This is a genomic window from Nonomuraea sp. 3N208, from assembly GCF_052245935.1.
Classification (GTDB): domain Bacteria; phylum Actinomycetota; class Actinomycetes; order Streptosporangiales; family Streptosporangiaceae; genus Nonomuraea.
The window spans coordinates 1-21024 of record NZ_JBQQBR010000045.1 but is presented as its reverse complement, the minus strand read 5'-3'; the positions used below and the strand labels follow the sequence as shown (position 1 = coordinate 21024).

Here is a 21024-nt window from a genome sequence, read left to right as displayed (position 1 = left end):
TTCTGATTTCCAGACAAGGCGTGACTTCGTACGGCAAGGTCGTGGACGACCCGATCTTCGGGAGGTTCACGCATGGATCGGACGACGCCGGCCTGTCCCGGATGCGGGGCCGGCTTACCGGGCTCCGGTGTTTCCCTGGCCGGCCACTCGCGGCCCGCCGCCTGCCCCGAGTGCCGCCTGCTCCTGCGCGGCCCCGCCGCCGACGCCTATTACGCCGCCGTGGCCGCGCTCGCCGAGGTGGAGGAGCGCCGTACCGAGCTGGTGACGCGCCGCGACGAGGCCCTCACCGCCATGCGCGCGGCCAGCCGAGTGCCCGCACCCGTCAGCGCGGTGGCAACCGGCGTCGCGGCGAACGGGGGCACGGCGAACGGGGGCACGGCGAACGGCCCGAGCACGACGGCCACCGCCGACGCCACCGGCACAACATCCGCCGCCGCCAACGCGACGCCCGCCACCGCCAATGCGACCGGCACCGCCACGACCACCGCCGTCGCGTCGGACGCAGGCGGGCGGGCCCGGACGGACGCCGTCGCGCGGGCCGGCGCGGGTGGGAAGGCGCCCGGGCGGGATCTGTCGCATCGGGCGGTGCAGAACCTGTTACTGCTGCTCGGCGGCGTGCTGCTGTCGATCGCCGCCGTGGTGTTCACGCTGGTGAGCTGGCAGGTCCCCGCACTTCGCGCGCTCATTCTGAGCGTGTTCACGCTCGCCGTGCTGGCCGCCCCCTGGCTGCTGGTCCGCCGCCGGCTGGTCGCGACCGCCGAGACGGTGGCCCTGGTCGGCCTCGTGCTGATCCCGCTGGACGGTGTCGCGGTCCTGCAGGTTTTCGACGACGGCGGCCCCTCCGGCGGGCCGGGCCCGAACCCGCTGTGGGGGTTCTCGCTGGGCGGTGCCGCGCTGGCCTTGGGATGGGCGCTGTACGCACGGTGGGCCCCGCTACGCCTGCCCACGCCGGTCGCGATCGTGCTGGCGCAGGCCCCGCTGCCGCTGGCCGGACTGGCCGTGGAGCTCGAGCACACCACCGGATGGGCCTGGTTCGCCGCAGCGCTGACCGCCACCGCCGCCTTCGATCTGGCCCTGTGGCACGCGGCCCGGCGGGCGCGAGCCGCCGTCGAATACGTGACCGCGGCCGTCGCGGGCTCTCTCATCTGGCTGGCCGGCACGGGCGTGATCGCACTCCAGGAGGCCGGGAGGAGCGCGAGCGACAGCGGCAGCCAGATGCCCATGATGTCCCCGCCGGTCGCCGCCCTCATTCTGGCCGCCTCGTCGGTTTTGGCACTGCTGTGGGCGGCAGCGACGCGCGGGCGGGCGGCACGCCTGCTGATCGCCACCTGTGGCGCTCTCGCCGCGATCGGCGCGATCGGCGTAGTGCCCGCCTCGATGGTGCCCGCACTCTGGCAGGCCGCCGTCGTCGCGTACGGTGCCTGCCTGGTTCTCGCCGCCACACTCAAGCTCCCGGTACGGCTGCGCGACGGCATGCGTACCGGCGCCGTGCTGGCTCTGGCCGCGTCGGCCGTGTCGAAGGCGCCTGCCGTGCTCACGGCCGGGCTGGCACCGATGGGCTGGCTGTCGTCGATCTGGTCCGACGCCGGCGGCCCCGCCGCGCACGTGCTCGGGCCTCACGACCTCGTCCTGTGGGAAGACACGGCGGCCACACCTCTTGTGATGGGGGCGGTGGCGCTGGGCATGATCCTGTTGCCGTCCTTGGGCCCGACGTGGACCCCCGAGCTGCGCCGCACGGTCTGCCTGGTATTCGGCTCGCTGGCCGTGCTCACGGCGCCGGTGGCGACGGGCATGCCGTACGAGGCGGCGCTGGCGGTGCTCGTGGCCCTGGCCGGCGCGCTGCTCCTGACGGCCGCCCGCCAAGGCAGAGTGCCCGGCACGGCGGCCGCCGGCCAAGGCGACTCACCCGGCACGACGACCGCCACCGCCGGCGGGGCGGTGACTCTGACGCCGCATGGCCAGGCGGCGTTGTGGCTGGGCGGGTACGTGGCCGTGCTGGCGATGTGCTGGGCGCTGGCCGATCGGCAGGCCACCATCGGGGTGGCGGCCGGGCTCATGATGATCGCGCTTGCCGGTGCCGTCGCCGCCCGTCCGAAGGCGGTGCAGGCCGCAGGCGGCGCCGGGGCGACACTGGCGGCGGGCCTGCTCGTCTGGGCCCTGTTCGAAAACGGGCCCGGGGCGGCGTTCGCGCTGCTCGGCGTGCGGGCGGTGACACTCGTCGTGACGCGACCGTCGCGCCGGCTGGCCACCGCCGTCGTCCGTGCGCGCCGCACCACCGCCACCCTCGCGCTCGGCGGCCTGGACCGGCTGACCAGGACGATCAAGCCGGGTGGGCGTACGGCGGTCGAGGCCGCGGCCGTGGCCGTGGGGGTGTTCACGCTCGCGCAGCAGGGCGTGCGTGGTGAGCTGATGGCGCTCGTGCTGGCGATCGGCGCGGTCCTGGCGGCAGGCTCGGCGTGGCGGCGGCCCAGGGGCCTATGGCGCACGGCGGCGGCGGTCGAGGCGTGCGTGCTGGCCGCACTCGCGCCGCTGGCGGTGAGCACGGCCGTCGTGCCGGCGCTCGTGGGCCCGTACCAATGGGTGACGCACGCCTGGGCGGGCGCCGCGGAAGGGGCCAGACAGGCGCTCAGCCCTTCGGGGCCGTGGCAGGAGCAGCCGCTGTTGCTGCCCGTGCTGGTGCTGGCGGGCGGCGCCGGCACGCTCGCCGCCTGGGCGCGCTGGGGGAGGCCGGCGGCGATGGGGGTGGCGAGGGTCGTGTTCCCGCTGGCGGCCACGACGCTGCCGGTGGCGGCGGACCTGCCGTACTGGGCGGCGCTGGCCTTCCTCGTCGCGCTCACGGCGGGGCTGGCGCTCTGGTCGGCAGTGAGCCGGTCGGCCGTGGGCAGTGCTGGGCTGTGGACGGCGACGCTGGCCGTCTCCTGGTCGCTGGCCGACCGTACGGCGACGCTCGCCGTGCTGGCGGCGATCGTGGTGACCGGGGTGTTGTGCGCGATCCGGGGCAAGGGCTCGCCGGTCACGAGCGTTGCCTCGACCGTGACCGGGCTGGCCGTAGGGGCGGAGAGCGTGGCCGCCGCGCTCGGCGGTGGGCTCGGCCCCGAGAACGCGGCGCTGGTCCTGCTGCTGGTGGCGGTGCTGTTGTCGCGGGCCGCCGCGCTGCCGGTCCTGTCCGGCGCCATCGCCGGGCCGGCGGGTGGCGCGGCGCTGGTTTTGTGGCTGGTCACCATGATCCTGACCGCGGACGATCCGGCACGGCTGTCGCTGGTGCTGGCGGTGGGCGCGCTCGCGCTGGCCGGCGGGGCCGGGCGGCTGCGGGACGGCGCCAGGACCGGGGCGTACGTGCTGGCGGCCGCAGCGTCGGGGGCAGCCGTCCTGCCGCATCTGTCGAGTTGGGGGACGGTTTTGCAGCGGCCGTACTCAGGGGCCGGCCATCCGTGGAGTGAGCGGTTCGATGGGTGGTCCACCAGCGCGCTGGCCCATGTGTGGGTCGGGCCGCGGGGGGAGCCGCTCGAGTTCGAGCCGGCGGGGTTCGCTTTGTCGGGGGTGGAGACCGCTTTGGGGGTGGGGGTCTTCGTGGCGGTCACCGGCGTGATCGTTGCTCGAGGGCTGGCCAGGCCGCTCGCCGGGCGGACGGCGGCCACGGTGGGCGCGGTCTTGTGCCTCGTGCTCGTGCCTGCCGTTGCGGACCTGCCGTACCCGGGGACGCTGGCCTTCTACGGGGTCTTGCTGGTGGCGCTGGCCGCCCAGGCCGCACTCGGCCCGCGGGCGGGGGCCGCCGGGGTGCTGGCGGTGGGCCTCGGTGTGCACCTGGTCGTGTGGTCGCTGGACGCGGAGGCGTCCACGCTGGTGGTGCTGGCCGGGGTCGCGGTGCTGGGAGTCGTGACCGCAGTCCTGGCCCGCAACGACAAGGCCGGTACCGGCGCCGCCGCCTCGGCCACCGTCGCGACGGGCGCACTGGCGATCGCCTCAGCGCTGTCGGCGGGGTTCCGGGCGGAGGGGGCGGGCTTCGCGGCACTCGCCGTCGCGGCGCTGTCCGCCGTCGTGTCCGCCGCCCTGGCCCGCCGTCCCAGCACCTCCGACGACGGCGACGCGGCGGCATTGGCGACGCGAACCGGGGACGGCCGGGAGGGCGGGGGTGGTGTGGCGGTTGCGGTGGAGGTGCCCGGATGGTCCCTGGCCGCGATCGGGCTGATCCTGACCCAGGCCGACGCCGACTGCCTGAGCCTCGCACTGACCTGCGCCGGCCTGCTCGCGCTCGCCGTCGCCCTGCGGCCCGATCGACGGCCGGCCGTCTGGGGCGGGCTCATCTTGTTGCAGTTCGCCCTCTGGCTCCGGCTGGCGATCTCGGACGTCACGGCTCCCGAGGCGTACACCGTTTCCCTGTCCGTGGCCGGGCTGGTGGTGGCGTGGCTGGCCAGGCGGCGCGATCCCGGAATGTCCTCCTGGCTCGGCTACGGCACGGCGCTCGCGCTGACGTTCCTGCCGAGCGCGTACGCGGCCTGGAACGACGTCGGCCTGACCAGGCCACTGCTGCTCGGTGCGGCCGCGTTCGCCGCGACCATGACCGGGGCATGGGCGCGGTTGCAGGCGCCGCTGATCCTCGGCGGGGCGGTGCTGGTGGTGACGGCGGCGCACGAGTTCGCGCCGACGCTCGCCGAGCTGATGGGCGAGGGCCCGCGCTGGCTGCCCATCGCGCTGGCAGGCGCGTTCCTGCTGTTCACCGGAGCCACGTACGAGCACCGGCTGCGCGACCTCCGCAAGATCCGCAGGTTCATCGTCAGGATGCGCTAGCCGCGGCCGGGGTGTGCTGCGACGCGGGCCGCTCGGGAAAACGGCGTCGCGAGCACACCCCGGCGACCAGCCCCCCGCCCGGGGCTAACCCGAGATGACGATCGTCTCCGACGACGAGTCCACGGGCGGATCCTGCTGATCCGTCCTCTCCCTTCGCCGGGGAAGGCGCAGCGCCGCCACCGCGAGCAGCGCACCGCCGGCGGCCGCGAGCAGTAGCGTGTACGCGGGCACCCCGCCGGTGTCCTGCGCCGGTTGTCCGGCCGCCACCTTCTGAGGCGCCGCCGTCGCCACCGGGGGCGCCGCCGTTGCCGCATCCAGGTCGGCGCCGGTCCCAACCGTCACCTTGTCTCCCGGCAGGTCAGGGAACCCGGGTGGGCGCACGGCGTCCCAATAGTCGGTCCGTTGCCCCACGAAGGCCTCGATCGGTTCCTTCTGCACGGGCTTGATCTTCAGCTCGCCGGGCACGCTGAGCTGCCCGACCTCGTGCGGCTGGAAGACGCCCTGGATGCCCTCGACCTTCCATACGCCCTTCGGCACGACCACGGACGCGGCGTAGTGCCCGGCCTCGGGAAGGGCCGTGCCCTCGAACATCAAGCTCTTCCCGTCCTCCCCGGTGAGCCGCAGCCCTACCGTCCCGAGGTCTCCCTCGAACGGGTGGTTGCCGTGCTGCAGGACCCAGAACCCCAGCGCATACGGCGTGCCACCGTCGAACCGGCCCGGCAGCGGATCCATGTACGTCACCGCCCAATTCCCCACCGCCCCGGCCGGAACAGTCCCCATGACCAGGGCCGCCACCACGGCGGCCAGCACGGCCAGCATCGTCTTCATGGGACCACCTCCGGAGCTGATACACCGCCTGAACGGACGAGGTTCCAGGAAATGCGCCATTTCCCGATAGGGCGCGCACAATGGAGGCAAGGCGAGAATTCGGCGAGGAGCGAGGAGGCTTACGCCGTGTCCGCCGCCGGACGTCGATACCTGGGTGCGATGCTGGACGTGCTCGTTTACGAAAACGTCTTGATTGCCTGGCGACGGATGCCTTTAGGCGGATATGTGATCGTCTCGCATGAGGGCGAGGAGATCAGGTTGACCACGCGACAAGCCGACATGTGGACGCGGGGCGCCTTCGCCGTCTATCTCGCGCTGGTCGATCAGCAGCGGATCACGCCCCGCATCCCCGGCGACACGGCGCAGCATTAGCGCGCCGCCCCGCCGTGTTCAGCCGGCCCGGTTGTTCATGAACTGCGAGATCTTCCACTCCCCGCCATCCTGCGAGAGCAGGAACAGCTCGCGAAGGTTGCCGTTCCCCTGCTTGCTCGTCGCGGTGACGACGGCGTCCTCGCTGCCGAGCGGGCGATCCTCCTCGATGGTGTGGGTGGCCTGCTTCATCTCGTTGAGCTGGCCCTGGAAGAGCGCGCGGATCGCCTCGGTGCCCTCCGCCGTGGCCTTCCCGTCCACGGCGACCACCGCGTCGTCGGCGAACGCACCCGTGACCTGGTCGAGGTTCCCCGATTTGAGCGCGTTGAAGAACCCCTCGACGGCCGACCGCGCCTCGGCGGCGCCGCCTGTCTCCGTCGGCGAGGCGGTATCCGTCTCGGTGTCGGTCTCCTCCGGCGACATCATGTCCTCGGTCGGCGTCGCCGGACTCGCCGCACCCTTCATGGCTTGTGTGCCGCTGCCCCCCGCGGCGCAGCCCGCCAGCAGCATGGCGGGAATGATCGCGGCCATCAGGAGCGCCCTGCGCTGAGAAATCTTGCTCATGGCCGCTTGATGCCCGCGCCACTCGTCGCCGAATGCGCGGTTTAGGCACTTTGCACGCCGTCTTTACCTCGACCGGTATTACTAGACTAAATGACCGGTTTTGAGGAGACCGTTCAGAGCTGCGATCGTTGCCGCCTCGAGACCAGAGCTCCAGATGTCGCCGATAGCGTCCGTCCAGTGCCACGTACACAGCCGGACCCCGAGCCCCTCCCCCAGCGCGAGGACGCCGAACGCTGCGACAGCGTCGAGGCGGGACGGCGCTGCGTGCTTCCAGCGGGCCACCGCAGCCCGCACGTCTACCCGCCGGCGGAGCAGGACAGGGGCTGACAGCACAAAAATACAGGCCCAAGCCGTCGTGCGAGCGGACGACCTGGGCCTGATTCTCGGGTGCGCCTAGAGGCTCACCTCGACGCACCCGTCGGCCAGCCGTACCGGATAGACCGGCACCGCCACGTCCTTCTCGTCCAGGCACACTCCGGACACCAGCGAGAACACCTGCTTGTGCAGCGGCGAGGCCACGGTCGGCTCGCCTTTCCTAGTGCCGACGATGCCGCGCGAGAGCACGTACGCGCCGCTGAACGGGTCAAGGTTGTCCAGCGCGTGCAGCGTGCCGTCGTAGGTGCGGAAGACGGCCACCTGCCTGCCGTCCACGAGCGCGCAGACGCCGCGTTCCGGCAGGAGCTTGTCGTAGTCGCAGATCGGCGTCCAGCTCATCGGGCCATCACCGGCTTGATCTGGCCGCGCTCCTGCTCGAAGACGATCGACGGGTCGGGGACGCCGGGTGCGTTGACGAAGCTGACGAACCTGCTCAGCTTCTCCGGGTCGTCCAGAGTCGCGGCCCACTCATCGGCGTAGGTCGCGGTGTGGTGCTCCATCTGCGCGTCGAGGTCGGCGCAGATGCCGAGCGAGTCCTCCATGATCACCTCCCGTAGGTAGTCGAGCCCGCCTTCCAGGGACTCCAGCCAGGCGGCGGTACGTTGCAGCCGGTCGGCGGTGCGGATGTAGAACATCAGGAACCGGTCGATGGTCCTGATGAGCTCTTCGGTGGACAGGTCGCCGGCCAGTAGGTCGGCGTGGCGGGGCTTGAAGCCGCCGTTGCCGGCGACGTACAGGTTCCAGCCCTTCTCCGTGGCGATGATGCCGAAGTCCTTCGACCTGGCCTCGGCGCACTCGCGCGCGCAGCCGGAGACGGCGGACTTGAGCTTGTGCGGCGAGCGCAGGCCGCGGTACCGCAGCTCCAGCGCGATGGCCAGGCCCACCGAGTCCTGCACGCCGTAGCGGCACCAGGTCGAGCCCACGCAGGACTTCACCGTGCGCAGGGCCTTGCCGTAGGCGTGTCCGGACTCGAACCCGGCCTCCACCAGCCGCCGCCAGATCTCGGGCAGCTGGTCGACGCGGGCCCCGAACAGGTCGATCCGCTGACCACCGGTGATCTTCGTGTAGAGGCCGAAGTCGCGGGCGACCTCACCGATCACGATGAGCTTCTCAGGCGTGATCTCGCCGCCGGGGATGCGCGGCACGACCGAGTACGTGCCGTTCTTCTGCATGTTGGCGAGGAAGGCGTCGTTGGTGTCCTGCAGCACGGCCCGCTCGCCCTCCAGCACGTGCCCGTTGTGCAGCGAGGCCAGGATCGAGGCCACGGCCGGCTTGCAGATGTCGCAACCCCTGCCCTGCCCGTGCTCGGTGATGAGCTGGGAGAACGTCGTGATGTTGCGGACGCGGACGATGTCGAACAGCTCGGCCCGCGAGTACGTGAAGTGCTCGCACAGCGCCTTGCTGACCTCGACGCCCGACTTCTCCAGCAGCTGCTTGAGCATCGGCACGCAGCTCCCGCAGGTGGTGCCTGCGCGGGTGCACGCCTTGAGCCCGGGGACGTCGGTGCAGCCCTTGTCGGCGATGGCCGTGCGGATGTCGCCCGCGCACACGTTGTTGCAGGAGCAGACCTGCGCCTCGTCCGGCAGGTCCAGGTTGGCCCCGGCGCCGCTGAACAGCAGGTCCGACGGCGAGGCCGGCAGCGCCTTGCCGACGAAGGGCCGCAGCTGCGTGTACGGCGAGGCGTCGCCCACGCAGATGCCGCCGAGCAGCGTCTGCGCGTCGTCGCTGATGAACAGCTTCTTGTACACGCCGCCCACCGGGTCCATGTACGTGACGTCCAGCGCCCCCGTCATGGACCCGAACTGCGCGACCTCCACGCCGAGCAGCTTGAGCTTCGTGGACATGTCCGCGCCCTCGAACGTCGTGGACCCGCCCATGATCCGGTCGGCCGCCACCTCGGCCATCGTGTTGCACGGCCCGACCAGCCCGTAGATCATGCCGCCGACCAGCGCGCACTCGCCCACGGCGTAGATGGAGGGGTCGGACGTGAGCATCGCGGAGTCGACCACGATGCCGCCTCGCTCGCCCACCTCCAGCCCGGACGACCTGGCCAGCTCGTCCCGCGGCCTGATGCCCGCGGAGAACACCACGACCTGGGCGTCCACCAGCGTCCCGTCCGGCTTGCGCAACCCGGCGACCCGGCCGTCCTTGTCGGCGACGATCTCCTTGACCCCGGCGCCGGCGTGCACGCTCAGCCCAAGGTCCTCGATGTGCTGCTTCAGCACCGCGCCGCCGCCCTCGTCGACCTGCCGCGGCATCAGCCAGGGGCTCATCTCGATGATGTGCGCCTTCAGCCCGAGTGCCCGCAGCGCGTCGGCGGCCTCCAGGCCGAGCAGCCCGCCGCCGACCACGACGCCTTCGGCCGCGTCCTTGGCGGCCACTCTGATCGCGTCCAGGTCCTCGAGCGTGCGGTAGACGAAGGCGTGCTCGGCGCCCGGCACCGGCGGCACGAACGGCGCGGACCCGGTGGCCAGGACGAGCGCGTCATAGGGCTCGGTCCCGCCGTCGGACAGGGTGACGAAACGTGCGTCCCTGTCGATGCCGGTGACCCGGGTGCTCAGCCTGGTGACCGTGCCCGCAGGCACGTCGTAGGTGAGGTCCTCGGCGGTGGTCCCCGACAGGTAGGAGGTCAGGGCCACCCGGTCGTACGCGGGCCGGGGCTCCTCCCCGATCACGGTGATCTGCCCGTCGAAGCCCTTGCTGACGAGGGTTTCGACGAGCCGGTGGGCCGTCGGCCCGTACCCAACGACGACGATCCTGCTCATACGGAAATCCCTTCCTGCTCGCACAGCCAGCTCACGATGCCTTCCACGGCGTCGCGGCAGGTACCGCATCCGGTCGTGGCCCGGGTGGCGGCCGCCACTCCCTCCACGTCCCGCGCCCCGGCTTCCCAGCACGCTCTGATCTGGCCCTTGGTCACGTTGTTGCACTGGCAGACCTTGGCCGCGTCGGGCATCAGCGTCGGGCTGTCGGCCACGGGCGCCGACGACAGCCCCGGGAACAGCAGTCCCGCCCGGTCCCCCGGGACCGGTCCGCCCCGGTCGAACAGCTGGGTGAGCGTGCCGACGGCGTCGCTCTCGCCCAGCAGGATCGCGCCGACCAGGCGGCCGTCGCGGATCACGAGTTTGCGGTAGGTGCCTCGGGCTCGGTGGCTGAAGCGCACGACCTCGGCATGCTCCTCGGTGAGGTGGGTCTCGCCCATGGCGGCCAGCTCGACGCTCCTGGCCTTGAGCCGGGTGACGAGCCGGGAGCCGTGGTAGAGGCTCTTGCCGCCGGTGATGACGTCGGCGGCCACGGAGGCCTGCTCCCAAGCGGGGGCGACCAGGCCGTACACGGTGCCGTCGTGCTCGGCGCACTCGCCGATGGCGAAGATCGACGGATCGTCGGTCCGCAGCTCGTCGTCCACGACGACGCCGCGCCGCACCTCCAGCCCGGCCTCGGCGGCCAGGCTCGTGATGGGGCGGACCCCGCAGGCCAGCACGACCAGGTCGGCCTCGATCAGCTCGCCGTCGTCGAGCCGGACGCCGTCGTCGTCCACGGAGGAGGTGGAGACGCCGGTGCGGATCTCGACGCCGAGCCCGGCCAGCGTCTCGCCCAGCACCTCGCCGGCCTCGACGTCGAGCTGGCGCTCCATGAGGTGCCCGGCCAGGTGCAGGAGCGTGACGGGCAGGCCGCGCCCGGCCAGGCCGCGGGCGGCCTCGATGCCGAGCAGCCCGCCGCCGATGACGACCGCCCGGCGGGCCTGCTCGGCCACGCCCATGATGCGCTCGCAGTCGTCGAGGGTGCGGAACGGGATGGCCCGCTCCACGCCGGGGATCGGCGGCACGATGGCGTCGCTGCCGGTTGCCAGCACCAGCAGGTCGTACGGCTCGCGCCGCCCGTCCTCGGTGACGACGTGCCTGGTCTCCCTGTCGATGTGGGCGACCGCGCTGCCGAACGCGGCCTCGACGTTGTGGGCGGCGTACCAGGAGGAGTCGAGCAGCCGCACCTGGTCCGGGCGTGAGCTGCCGGCGAGCACGTTGGACAGCAGCACCCGGTTGTACGGCTGGCACGTCTCCGCGCCGAAAATCGTGATCTTCATGTGGGGGTCACGGGTCCGCACCTCGCTGACCAGCCGCGAACCGGCCATCCCGTTCCCCACGACGACGAGCCTCATGAGTCCCTCTCCACCCTGACCGCGCAGACCTTGAACTCCGGCATCCTCGACGTCGGGTCGAGGGCCGGGTTGGTGAGCCGGTTGGCGCCCTCCCAGTGGAAGGGCATGAACACGGTGTCGCGCCTGATGGCGTCGCTGATCCTGGCGACGGCCTTGGCCTCGCCTCTCCTGCTGCTGACCCGCACCACGTCGCCGGCCGTGATGTCGAGCTGCTCGGCGAGGTCCGGGTGGATCTCGACGAACGGCTCGGGCGCGGCCTTGACGAGCGAGGCGATCCTGCGGGTCTGCGCGCCGCTCTGGTAGTGGGCCAGCACCCGTCCCGTGCTCAGGTACACGGGGTAGTCCTCGTCGGTCTCCTCGGCCGGCGGCCGGTGCTGGACCGGCAGGAATCTGGCGCGGCCGTCCGGGGTGGCGAAGGAGTCCAGGAACGGGCGGGGCGTGCCCGGGTGCTCGGTCGAGGGGCAGGGCCAGAACACGCCCTTCTCCTCGGTGATGCGCTCGTACGTGATGCCGGAGTAGTCGGCGGGACCGCCCTTGCTTGCGCGGCGCAGCTCGTCGAACACCTTGACCGGGTCGGTCTCGAAGCGGTGCCCGAGCCGCTCGGCCAGGCCGGCGAGGACGTCGAGGTCGCTCCTGACGCCCGCGGGCGCCGCGACCGCCTGGTTACGCAGCAGGACGCGGCCCTCGAGGTTGGTCATGGTGCCGGTCTCCTCGGCCCACTGCGTCACCGGGAACACGACGTCGGCCATGGCGGCGGTTTCCGACATGACGAAATCGCAGGTCACGAGCAGGTCCAGGGAAGCGATGCGCTCGGCGACGTGCTCGGCGGCCGGCGCGGAGATCACGGGGTTGGACCCGAACAGCAGCATCGCCCGCGGCCCGTCCGGGGTGCCGAGGGCGTCGAGCAGCTCGTACGCCGACCGCCCTGGCCCGGGCAGCGACTCGGCGGGCACGCCCCACACGCTCGCGACGTACTCGCGTGCCGCCGGGTCGTCGATCTTGCGGTAGCCGGGCAGCTGGTCGGCCTTCTGGCCGTGCTCCCGGCCGCCCTGCCCGTTGCCCTGCCCGGTCACGCAGCCGTAGCCGGAGCCGTGCCGGCCCGGCAGGCCGAGCGCGAGGGCGAGGTTGATGAACGCGGTGACGGTGTCGGTGCCCTTGGCGTGCTGCTCGGCGCCGCGCCCGGTCAGGATGTACACGTTTCTTCGTTGCTCGGGAGCTCCGCTCCCTTTGTTGCCCGCCGCGGCCATGGCCCGGACGGCCTGCCGCATCCGGTAGACGGGCACCCCGGTGATCCGCTCGACCCGCTCGGGCCACCAGGAGGCGAGCGAGGTGCGTACCTCGTCGAATCCGGTGGTGCGGGCGGCGACGTACTCCTCGTCCACGAGCCCTTCGGCGATGACCATGTGCAGCAGCCCGAGGGCGAGCGCCAGGTCGGTGCCGGGCGTGGGCTGCAGGTGCAGCCAGGCCAGCTTGGCGGTCTGGCTGCGCCGCGGGTCGATGACGATCATTCGCGGGCCCGACAAGTGCCGGACGAACGGCGGCATGGTCTCGGCGACGTTCCCGCCGGCCAGCAGCACGATGTCGGACTCGGCCAGGTCGGTGATCGGGAAGGGCATCCCGCGGTCCATGCCGAACGCCTTGATCGACGCGGCGGCCGCCGAGGACATGCAGAAGCGGCCGTTGTAGTCGATCTGGCTGGTGCCCAGCGCGACCCTGGCGAACTTCCCGAGCGTGTAGGCCTTCTCATTCGTCAGGCCACCCCCGCCGAACACGGCCACGGCGTCGGGGCCGTGCTCGGCGCGGATGGCGGACAACCGGGACGCGACGTAGTCGAGCGCGACGTCCCACTCCACGGGCTCGCCGTGCAGGAGGGGGGAGGTCAGGCGCTCGCCGTTGGTGAGCAGCTCGCCCGACGTCCATCCCTTCTGGCACAACGCGCCCGAGGCGTTGGCCGGGATGTCGGTCCTGGGCTGGATGGCCAGCTCAGGACCGATCTCCATGCCGCACTGCAGAGCGCAGTACGGGCAGTGCGTCTTCACCGCGTCCGTCACGTTCAGACCCTTGCGTGAGCGAGGCTGGCCACGACCTTGACGCCGACCGTGCGCGTGTAGCACCACCAGGTGAGCGCGAAGCAGGAGGCGTAGAAGAGGCCGAAGGCGAGGAAGGCGGGGGCGGGGGTGCCGGCCGCCGCGAACGCCATTCCGAACGCCCGGTTGATGAGGAACCCGCCGAACGCTCCGACCGCCGAGATGATGCCGACGGCGGCCGAGGCCTGCTGCTTGCCGTGCAGCAGCGCCTCCTCGCTTTCACCACGCTCGGCCACGGCCTTGGCCTGGAAGATCGCCGGGATCATGCGGTACGTGGAGCCGTTGCCGATGCCGGAGGTGAGGAACAGCAGCTGGAAGGACAGGAAGAACAACCAGAAGTTGCCGGAGGAACTGGCCGCCCAGACCAGCAGCACGCCGCCGCCCATCGCGGCGAAGTTCCACAGGGTGACGGGGGCGCCGCCGAGCTTGTCGGCCAGCCAGCCGCCGACCGGCCGGATCAGCGAGCCGACCAGCGGCCCGACGAACGCCACGACGGCGAACGGAGCCTCGGGGAACAGGCTCTTGCTCAGCAGCGGGAACGCGGTGGAGTAGCCGATGAACGAGCCGAACGTGCCGATGTACAGGAAGGACATGATCCAGGTCTGGGCCTTGCCGGCCACCGCGAACTGCTCACGCGGGTTGGCCTTGGCGCTGGTCAGGTTGTCCATGAAGAACCAGGCGCAGACGGCGGCCACGACGATGAGCGGGAGCCAGAACCAGCCGGCGGCGGCCAGCCCGAGCCCGGCGATGACCAGCGGCATGACGAGCTGCACAGAGCTGACGCCGATGTTGCCGCCCGCGGCGTTCAGCCCCAACGCCACCCCCTGCTTGCTACGGGGGTAGAAGTAGGTGATGTTGGCCATGCTCGAGGCGAAGTTGCCGCCGCCGAATCCGGCGAGGGCCGCGATCACGAGGAACATCCAATACGGCGTGTTCGGGTTGCCGACCGCGATCCCGAGGCCGATGGCCGGAATGAGCAGCAGCAGCGCGCTCACAACGGTGAAGTTGCGGCCGCCGTACTTGGCAGGGCCGAACGTGTACGGGATCCGCAGCGCGGACCCGATCAGGTTCGGCAGGGCCACCAGCCAGAACAACTGGTCCGTGGTGAACTCGTAGACCCCCATCTTGGTGGCAACGATGCTCCACAGCGTCCACACGGTGAAGCCGAGGTGTTCGGCAGCGATCGAGAAGATCAGGTTCCGGCGCGCCACGCGCTTGCCTGAGCTCTCCCAGAAGGCTGGGTCATCGGGGTGCCAATCGGCGATCCAGCGCGCCATCGATCTCTCCTACGCTCGGCGTCCGGGGATCTCCAAGGTAGGAATGGCTCGTTACGCACTTTGACAGTCCGTGGCTGTGCGCTCGTTACATGTGATTCACCGCTGTAACAAGCCGCGCACAAGCGTCACAGTGGAAACACACTCGTAATCTTCGGTTACAGCCACGCCCCTCGGGTACCAGCTCTCACAGCAAGGGGGGAACCATGATCAAAACGCTGCACAAGATGGGCGTCAGGTCCAATCACATGTATTTCGCCGGGTTGTGCTCGATCGGCCTGGCCTGCACGTCCTGGATGGTCGCACGGAGCACCGAGCACGCAGGCCTTGATCGCGCCGACCGGTGGGGGATCTTCGTCGGCGAGTGGGCGCCCACGTTCTTCGCGATCGGAGTCGCGCTGCGCATGGAGGAAACGCATCGCGACATCAAGGAACCGGGCATGGAGACGTACGAGGAGACCCAGCGCATCAGGCCCAGGACGCACGCCGGGGTTTAACGGATATGTCACGCAGGTCACGTCACCGTACGTGACCTGCGCGACCTGTTTCTCAATCCTGCCGCTCGGCCAGGCGCCGGAGCGGCTCGTCGGTCAGCCGGTACTTCAGCCACTCGTCCTGCCGGAGCGCGCCGAGCTTGTCGTAGAAGGCGATGCTCGGCTCGTTCCAGTCGAGCACCGACCATTCGAACCGCTGGTATCCGCGCTCCTTGCAGATCCTGGCCAGCTCCCCCATCAGCGCCAGGCCGTGGCCGCCGCCGCGGTGCTGGGGGCGTACGTAGAGGTCCTCCAGGTAGATGCCGTGCACGCCCCTCCAGGTGGAGAAGGTGAGGAACCACAGGGTGAAGCCGACGGCTTCGCCGTCCTGCTCGGCGATGTGCACGAAGGTAGCGGGGCGGTCGCCGAAGAGCGCGGCGTGCAGATCCTCCTCGGTGGCGCGCACCTCGTGGGCGGCCTTCTCGTAGGTGGCGAGCTCGCGGATCATATCGAGGATCGCAGGCACGTCAGCGGGCGTTGCGGGACGAATCATGCCCCACAGCGTACGGCGGGTGACCGGCTCCCGGCCCCTCCGGGAGGACGAGCCACATCCTTGCGTGTCGCCTTACCAGCGATGGTGAACCTGGGGGCGGATCAGCTCGTCGTAGACAACCTTCACCGCGTCGAGCGTCTCGGCCGGCAGCGGCGCGAGGGAGGCCGCCGCCGCGTTCGCCGTCGCCTGGCCGGGGTTGCGTGCCCCCGGGATGACCACCGAGACGCCCTCCTGGTCCAGGATCCAGCGGAGCGCGAACTGGGCCATGGTCCCCCCTTCCGGCACCAGGGGAACCAGGCGGCGGACCGCCTCCAGGCCGGTGGAGAAGTCCACGCCCGAGAACGTCTCGCCGACGTCGAAGGACTCCCCTTGCCGGTTGTAGGTCCTGTGGTCGTCGGGCGCGAACGTGGTGTGCTCGTCGTACCGGCCCGACAGCAGGCCGCTGGCCAGCGGGACCCGGGCGATGATGCCCACGCCTGCCGCCCGCGCGGCCGGCAGGACCTGCTCCAGCGGCTTGAGGCGGAACGCGTTCAGGATGATCTGCACGCTCGCCACGCCCGGCCGGGCGATCGCGGTCAGCGCCTCCTCGCACGTCTCGACGCTGACCCCGTATGCGGCGATCTTCTCTTCGGCCACCAGCGTGTCCAGGGCGTCGAACACGGCGTCCGCCGAGTACACAGGGGTCGGCGGGCAGTGCAGCTGGACCAGGTCGATCGTGTCCACGCCGAGGTTCTGACGGGAGCGCTCGTTCCAGGCGCGGAAGTTGGACATCACGTAGTTCGACGGGATCTGCTCCAGTCGCCGGCCCATCTTGGTGGCCACGGTGAGCTCGGGGCGGCCCTTGGCGAAGCGGCCGACGATCTGCTCGCTGCGCCCGTCGCCGTACACGTCCGCGGTGTCGATGAAGGTGACGCCCGCGTCCACGGCGGCCCCCAGCGTGGCGAAGGCCTCGTCTTCGGAGACCTCGCCCCAGTCGGCGCCGAGCTGCCAGGCCCCGAGGCCGACAACGCCGACCTGGCGTCCGGTGCGTCCCAATATGCGGTGTTCCATGGGTGGCTCACTTTCCTGTCCAACACTGCCCGCTCCGTATTCCACCATGAGGCTCGCCGCTTGCCTGAGTAGGGGTTACGCATGCCACGTGCGCGCGGCGCGGAGTCTGTTCATGGGGATCCCCAGTTCCGACCGAAGTCGCAGGCGCAGCTCGCCGGCCGTCACCGGGGACGGTAAGAGCAGCGCAGCCCCGTCTGCACGGTGGCTCGCAGTTCCTCCCCCATCACGGGGTCCACGGCCGCGATGCGCGACAGCGCCCGTCTGATGGCCTTGCCGACGGCGATCCTGGCGCGTTCATCGCTCCCCGCGAACGGCCGCGACCGCCCGCCGAGGCCGGTGGCCGCGGACAACTCGGCCACCAGCCACTCGTGCTCGAGCCGTAACGTCGACACCCGTTCCAGGTCGTTTATGGCCTCGAGCTCGTCGATCTCGGCCTGCAACTGCGCCAGCCGCCCCCGATAGGCGTCCCTGGCCAGGTCGTCGAGCACCGGCTGCGCAGAGGCGCCCTCGGTCCCGCGCGACCACGTCCCCGCGGCGAGATCGGCGGCCAGGATCTCACGCCCGGGATTGGCGACCAGCGCGGCCAGGTGCGCCATGCCCACACTGTGCTCCACCAGCGTGACCCGCCCGCCCCTCTCGACCTGCCAGTGCCGCCCCTGCCTGTGGAACCGGCAGGCGCGCCACTCGCCGTCCGTCCGCGCCACCACGGCGGGCAGCACCATGCCCAGCTCTTTGGCCTCCCGCCCGGCGGCAACCTGCTCCGCGAGCGCCGCCTCGTCCCGGGGTCCGTCGCGCAGCGCCAGCGCCTGCCCGAGCCGGCACCTGGACAGCGCGACCGCCGGCCAGTGCCCCAGCGCCAAGTTGGCCGGCACGGCGGCCCGCAGGTGGCCGACCGTCCGCTCCAGGTCGCCGACGGTGAGCGCGGCCATGCCCAGGGCGTGGTGCACCGAACCGAAGCACACCACGCCGAGGCTTGCGATCACCGGGAGCTCCGCGAAGGGGCTCAGCAACGCGTACGCCTCCGCCGCCGTACCGGCGTCCTGGAGCAGGTGCGCTGTCTCCACGACGCAGTACATCGAGACCAGCCAGCTGCTCGACCTGGGCAGATCCCCCAGGTCTCGCCCGCGCAGCCGCGCCAGGTGCCCGGCCGCCGACCGCCGGTCCCCCGCCGTCGCCGAGGCCAGCGCCAGAGCGGCCACGTACGAGTTGTCGATCGGGCTGAGCGTGGGCGAGCTGACCAGGTCCTGGAGCGCGGGCAACGTCTCGGCGGCGCGGCCCTGGTACCAGCGGATGGCGCCGAGCTGGCCGCCGTACCAGCCGGTGGCATCCATGTCGCCGGCCGCGACGCCGCGCTCGAAGCACTCCCCCGCCAGCTGCTCCGCCTCCCCGAACCGCCCGGCCCGGATGGTCAGCATGACGTCGATGGCGTTGACGACGTACCCCACCGCGAGATAGACGTGCTCGTCCAGCAGGCCGCGCAGCTCCTCCAGACACCGCTCGGCATGCGGATCGGCGCCCAGATAGAGATCGACCGTCCGCCACAGCAACCCCATCATCAGGTCGCCCCTGCGCTCGGTGACCGCCGCCTGGCCGATCAGCTCCCGGGCCAGCTCCAGCCGGGTCGCCCCGTGCTCGGGCCCGAGCAGGCAGTGGTGTGCCAGGCTCAGCGCCTCCGCCAGCGCCACCGGATCCCCGGAGTCCCTGGCCTGCCGCAGCAGCCCCATGATCGCCACATGCCCGCCGGCGCGGTAGTCCTCCTCGCCACGCATCCGCACGCGTAACCGCAATGCCAGCGGCGACGCGGGATCGAGCAGCGACAGAGCGTGCCGCTGCCGCGCCCGCACCCTTTCTGATTCGGCGCACGTACGGTGCTCGTGGACCCACACCCCGCCCAGCCCCAGGGCGGCCACCGCGAGCGCGATCGGATCCCCGCACATCTCCGCCTGCCGGTAGGCGGCGTCGAACCAGCGCCGCGCCGTCTGCAGCTCCCCGTTCACCTGCAGCGCACGCTCGCCCCGCGCGAGCGCCATCCTGAGATCCGAGCCTATGGCCGGCAGCGCCACCGGCCGCTGTGCTAAGCCCACATGTCCGCACCCCCTGTCGGTCATCTGGGCTGAGCGTTCGGACAGTCCCCCGAATACCGTTCCGCGAGTAGGACGTTCGACGTCCCCGGCCGGTTGAGTCCGGAAAATGTCGGTCTGGCCGGGCAGAATCGTCGGCATCATGATTCCTAATCAGTTCTGGGAGTAAGCCGTCCGGCAGACTCCTGGTGGTAGCCGCCAGCAGGTGAGCACTCTGGATTCCTGGACGTTGAGTCCTGTTGAAAGACCGTGCCCCTGCCGGTTGGCCGGGAGAGTTGATCGCTGATGGGATGTCGTGCCCGCCTGAGGGGCGTGAGCACTGCTTGATTAGGTCGCTGAGGTTCTCCCGTCGGCTGCTCAGGGTGATCGGCATCGAGGTGGGAGGACCGTTGCGACTGTTCGTGGGGGATGACTGGGCTGAGGACCATCACGATGTGGAGGTGATGGACGGCTCCGGTCGCCGGCTGGCCAAGGCCCGGCTGCCCGAAGGCGTGGCCGGGATGGCCCGGCTGCACGCGATCGTGGGCGAGCTGGCCGGAGACGAGGCCGACAAGGTCGAGGTGCTGGTGGGAATCGAGACCGACCGGGGTCCGTGGGTGGCCGCGCTGGTCGCTGCCGGATACACGGTGCTGGCAGTCAACCCGTTGCAGGCATCCCGGTTCCGTGACCGGCTCGGGGTCTCGGGAGCCAAGAGCGATGCCGGTGACGCGCACGTGCTGGCCGACATGGTCCGCACCCACGCCCACGAACTGCGGCCGGTCGCCGGGGCCTCGGCCCGGGCCGAGGCCATCAAGGTCGTGGCCCGCACGCACAAGACACTGATCTGGGAACGGACCCGGCACACCCAGCGGCTGCGGCACGCGCTGCGCGACTACTTCCCCGCCGCGCTGGTCGCGTTCGAGGATTTGGACGCCGCCGACACCCTGGAGCTGCTGGCCAAGGCACCCACCCCTGCGCAGGCCGCCAGGCTGACGATCGGACAGATCAGCGCCGCTTTGAAGCACGCCCGCCGCAAGAACGTGGCCGACAAGGCCGCGGTGATCCAGGCCGCGCTGCGCGCTGAGCACCTCGGCCAGCCGGAGGTGGTGACCGACGCCTACGCCGCCTCCGTCCAGGCGCTGCTCGCGGTCCTGAACGTGTTGAACACCCAAGTCAAGACGCTGCAAGGGCAGGTCGAAGCCCATTTTGGGGAGCACCCGGCCGCTAAGATCATCCTCTCCCAGCCCGGGCTGGGGACGGTCCTTGGCGCCCGGGTGCTCGCAGAGTTCGGCGACGACCCCGGCCGCTACGCCAGTGCCAAAGCCCGCAAGAACTATGCCGGAACCTCCCCGATCACCCGCGCGTCTGGCAAGAAGAAGGTCGCCCTGGCCCGGTTCATCCACAACGACCGGCTCATCGACGCCCTGCTCACCCAGGCATTCAGCGCTCTGAGACTCTCGCCCGGCGCACGCGCCTACTACGACCGGCAACGAGCCCGCGGCTGCGGCCACAACGCCGCGCTGCGCCAGCTCGCCAACCGACTCATCGGCATCCTGCACGGATGCCTCAAAACCGGCACCCGCTACAACGAGACGACCGCCTGGTCGCATCACGCGGAGTCGGTTGCGGCTTGACATCTAAGCTCCTGGGATGTCTTTCAACGCCGTGCGATCGCCCGCGGGCGACATCGTGGTCTTCTACGTGGGCGCCGAGCCCCGCCTGACCTCCGAGCAGGCACTCGCCTTCGCCGAGCAACTCCGCACCCTCGCCACGGAGACGCACCCGGCCCGGTGAGAGGGTGCTTTACAGATACGCGGCAGGCGCACATGATGAGGCCACGCGTCCAGGCAAATCGGGATGCGATTCATAACGGGGTTTCCGCAGCACCTCCACGGGGAGTTCGCCGCGCGCCGGCGACCTAATTCATATCAACCGTTTCTCGCCATTTCTGGCTGACCATTTTCGAGGAGCAGCATGTTACGTATCCATTCAGGCCTGTGATTAATCAGGCGGTTTGTGGCGGCATCCAGGGATTCCCGGCGAGCGCGTCGCGGAGGGCGTCGAGGGGATGGATGCCGTGGTTGCGGGCGGTGCCGAGGTAGGAGCGGATGAGGCAGTAGCGGGCGGCGGTGCGCACGCTGCGCCAGCAGCCGCCGATCTTCATCTGGAGTTTGACCATGCGCTGGGGCTGCTCGCAGGGGTTGTTGGTGAAGGGCACGGCGAAGTCGACGGTGAAGCGCCAGACCTGCGTGGCCCGGGTCTGCAGCCGGCGTGCCAGGGTGTAGCCGGGATGTCGGCCGCTGGGCCAGTCGCGGTGGGTGTTGGTGGCGATGCCCCAGGCCACCGCCTCGTCATAACGGGTGCGCAGCCCGTCCAGAACCTCCGCCTCAACGGCGGTGGCGCCCTCGGCGCGGGCCTTGGCGACCGCAGCCTTGGCGTCGGTCAGT

General features: G+C 71.0%; 16 protein-coding genes and 1 pseudogene. 6 read left to right on the top strand and 11 right to left on the bottom strand.

Annotated features, from left to right (window positions below; translation table 11 throughout):
- Positions 1 to 72: 72 nt before the first annotated feature.
- Positions 73 to 4788: an SCO7613 C-terminal domain-containing membrane protein gene (locus ACTWPT_RS47305; protein ID WP_443184103.1), complete on the top strand. Its 4716-nt coding sequence runs from the start codon at positions 73 to 75 to the stop codon at positions 4786 to 4788.
- Between the two features lie 84 nt (positions 4789 to 4872).
- On the opposite strand, the gene ACTWPT_RS47300 is transcribed toward ACTWPT_RS47305, so the two are convergent.
- The gene (locus tag ACTWPT_RS47300) at positions 4873 to 5616 is read right to left on the bottom strand and encodes a hypothetical protein (protein ID WP_443184102.1); all 744 of its coding nucleotides are present in this window, start codon (positions 5614 to 5616) and stop codon (positions 4873 to 4875) included.
- A gap of 126 nt (positions 5617 to 5742) precedes the next feature.
- On the opposite strand from ACTWPT_RS47300, the gene ACTWPT_RS47295 reads away from it, so the two are divergent.
- Positions 5743 to 5988, top strand: a complete 246-nt coding sequence (locus ACTWPT_RS47295) for a hypothetical protein (protein ID WP_443184101.1) — start codon at positions 5743 to 5745, stop codon at positions 5986 to 5988.
- Positions 5989 to 6006: 18 nt separating this feature from the next.
- Here the strand turns inward: ACTWPT_RS47295 and ACTWPT_RS47290 are convergent, their stop codons facing one another.
- Positions 6007 to 6549: a YybH family protein gene (locus ACTWPT_RS47290; protein WP_443184100.1), complete on the bottom strand. Its 543-nt coding sequence runs from the start codon at positions 6547 to 6549 to the stop codon at positions 6007 to 6009.
- 177 nt (positions 6550 to 6726) lie between these two features.
- Here ACTWPT_RS47290 and ACTWPT_RS47285 point away from each other — a divergent pair, with 177 nt between their 5' ends.
- Positions 6727 to 6876 (top strand): hypothetical protein, encoded by a 150-nt coding sequence (locus tag ACTWPT_RS47285; protein WP_443184099.1) that lies wholly within the window; start codon positions 6727 to 6729, stop codon positions 6874 to 6876.
- A 66-nt stretch (positions 6877 to 6942) separates the two neighbouring features.
- Here ACTWPT_RS47285 and nirD read toward each other — a convergent pair whose 3' ends face one another.
- The 5 genes from nirD to ACTWPT_RS47260 are packed head-to-tail and all read right to left on the bottom strand — an operon-like array spanning position 6943 to position 14444.
- Positions 6943 to 7263, bottom strand: coding sequence for a nitrite reductase small subunit NirD (nirD, locus tag ACTWPT_RS47280; RefSeq protein ID WP_443184098.1), 321 nt, complete (start codon positions 7261 to 7263; stop codon positions 6943 to 6945).
- The gene (gene nirB / locus ACTWPT_RS47275) at positions 7260 to 9689 is read right to left on the bottom strand and encodes a nitrite reductase large subunit NirB (RefSeq protein ID WP_443184097.1); all 2430 of its coding nucleotides are present in this window, start codon (positions 9687 to 9689) and stop codon (positions 7260 to 7262) included. The genes nirD and nirB overlap by 4 nt, the downstream gene beginning before the upstream one ends.
- Entirely contained in the window at positions 9686 to 11080 is a 1395-nt protein-coding gene (locus tag ACTWPT_RS47270) for an FAD-dependent oxidoreductase (RefSeq protein WP_443184096.1), read from the bottom strand. Before ACTWPT_RS47270 ends, nirB begins: the two co-directional genes overlap by 4 nt.
- A complete protein-coding gene (locus ACTWPT_RS47265) occupies positions 11077 to 13131 on the bottom strand; it encodes a molybdopterin oxidoreductase family protein (RefSeq protein WP_443184095.1) in 2055 nt (684 codons plus the stop codon). The genes ACTWPT_RS47270 and ACTWPT_RS47265 overlap by 4 nt, the downstream gene beginning before the upstream one ends.
- Before the next feature lie 2 nt (positions 13132 to 13133).
- Positions 13134 to 14444 carry an MFS transporter gene (locus ACTWPT_RS47260; protein ID WP_443184094.1) on the bottom strand — a complete coding sequence of 437 codons (1311 nt, stop codon included), beginning with the start codon at positions 14442 to 14444 and terminating at the stop codon, positions 13134 to 13136.
- Positions 14445 to 14647: 203 nt separating this feature from the next.
- Here ACTWPT_RS47260 and ACTWPT_RS47255 point away from each other — a divergent pair, with 203 nt between their 5' ends.
- Positions 14648 to 14938 carry a hypothetical protein gene (locus ACTWPT_RS47255; protein WP_443184093.1) on the top strand — a complete coding sequence of 97 codons (291 nt, stop codon included), beginning with the start codon at positions 14648 to 14650 and terminating at the stop codon, positions 14936 to 14938.
- Between the two features lie 52 nt (positions 14939 to 14990).
- Here the strand turns inward: ACTWPT_RS47255 and ACTWPT_RS47250 are convergent.
- From ACTWPT_RS47250 to ACTWPT_RS47240, 3 genes and pseudogenes are all read right to left on the bottom strand, one after another.
- Positions 14991 to 15539, bottom strand: a pseudogene (locus ACTWPT_RS47250) (GNAT family N-acetyltransferase); the annotation flags it as partial.
- Positions 15540 to 16517, bottom strand: a complete 978-nt coding sequence (locus tag ACTWPT_RS47245; RefSeq protein ID WP_443184092.1) for an aldo/keto reductase — start codon at positions 16515 to 16517, stop codon at positions 15540 to 15542. It lies immediately after the preceding pseudogene.
- 161 nt (positions 16518 to 16678) lie between these two features.
- Positions 16679 to 18547 carry a hypothetical protein gene (locus tag ACTWPT_RS47240; RefSeq protein ID WP_443184091.1) on the bottom strand — a complete coding sequence of 623 codons (1869 nt, stop codon included), beginning with the start codon at positions 18545 to 18547 and terminating at the stop codon, positions 16679 to 16681.
- 440 nt (positions 18548 to 18987) lie between these two features.
- Here ACTWPT_RS47240 and ACTWPT_RS47235 point away from each other — a divergent pair, with 440 nt between their 5' ends.
- Together ACTWPT_RS47235 and ACTWPT_RS47230 are read left to right on the top strand one after the other, a co-directional pair.
- On the top strand, positions 18988 to 20211 hold the full coding sequence (locus tag ACTWPT_RS47235) for an IS110 family transposase (protein WP_443184170.1): 1224 nt from the start codon (positions 18988 to 18990) through the stop codon (positions 20209 to 20211).
- 16 nt (positions 20212 to 20227) lie between these two features.
- Positions 20228 to 20371: a hypothetical protein gene (locus ACTWPT_RS47230; RefSeq protein WP_443184090.1), complete on the top strand. Its 144-nt coding sequence runs from the start codon at positions 20228 to 20230 to the stop codon at positions 20369 to 20371.
- A 211-nt stretch (positions 20372 to 20582) separates the two neighbouring features.
- Here the strand turns inward: ACTWPT_RS47230 and ACTWPT_RS47225 are convergent.
- The coding region (locus tag ACTWPT_RS47225; RefSeq protein WP_443184089.1) for an IS66 family transposase at positions 20583 to 21024 on the bottom strand (442 nt) is incomplete at its 5' end.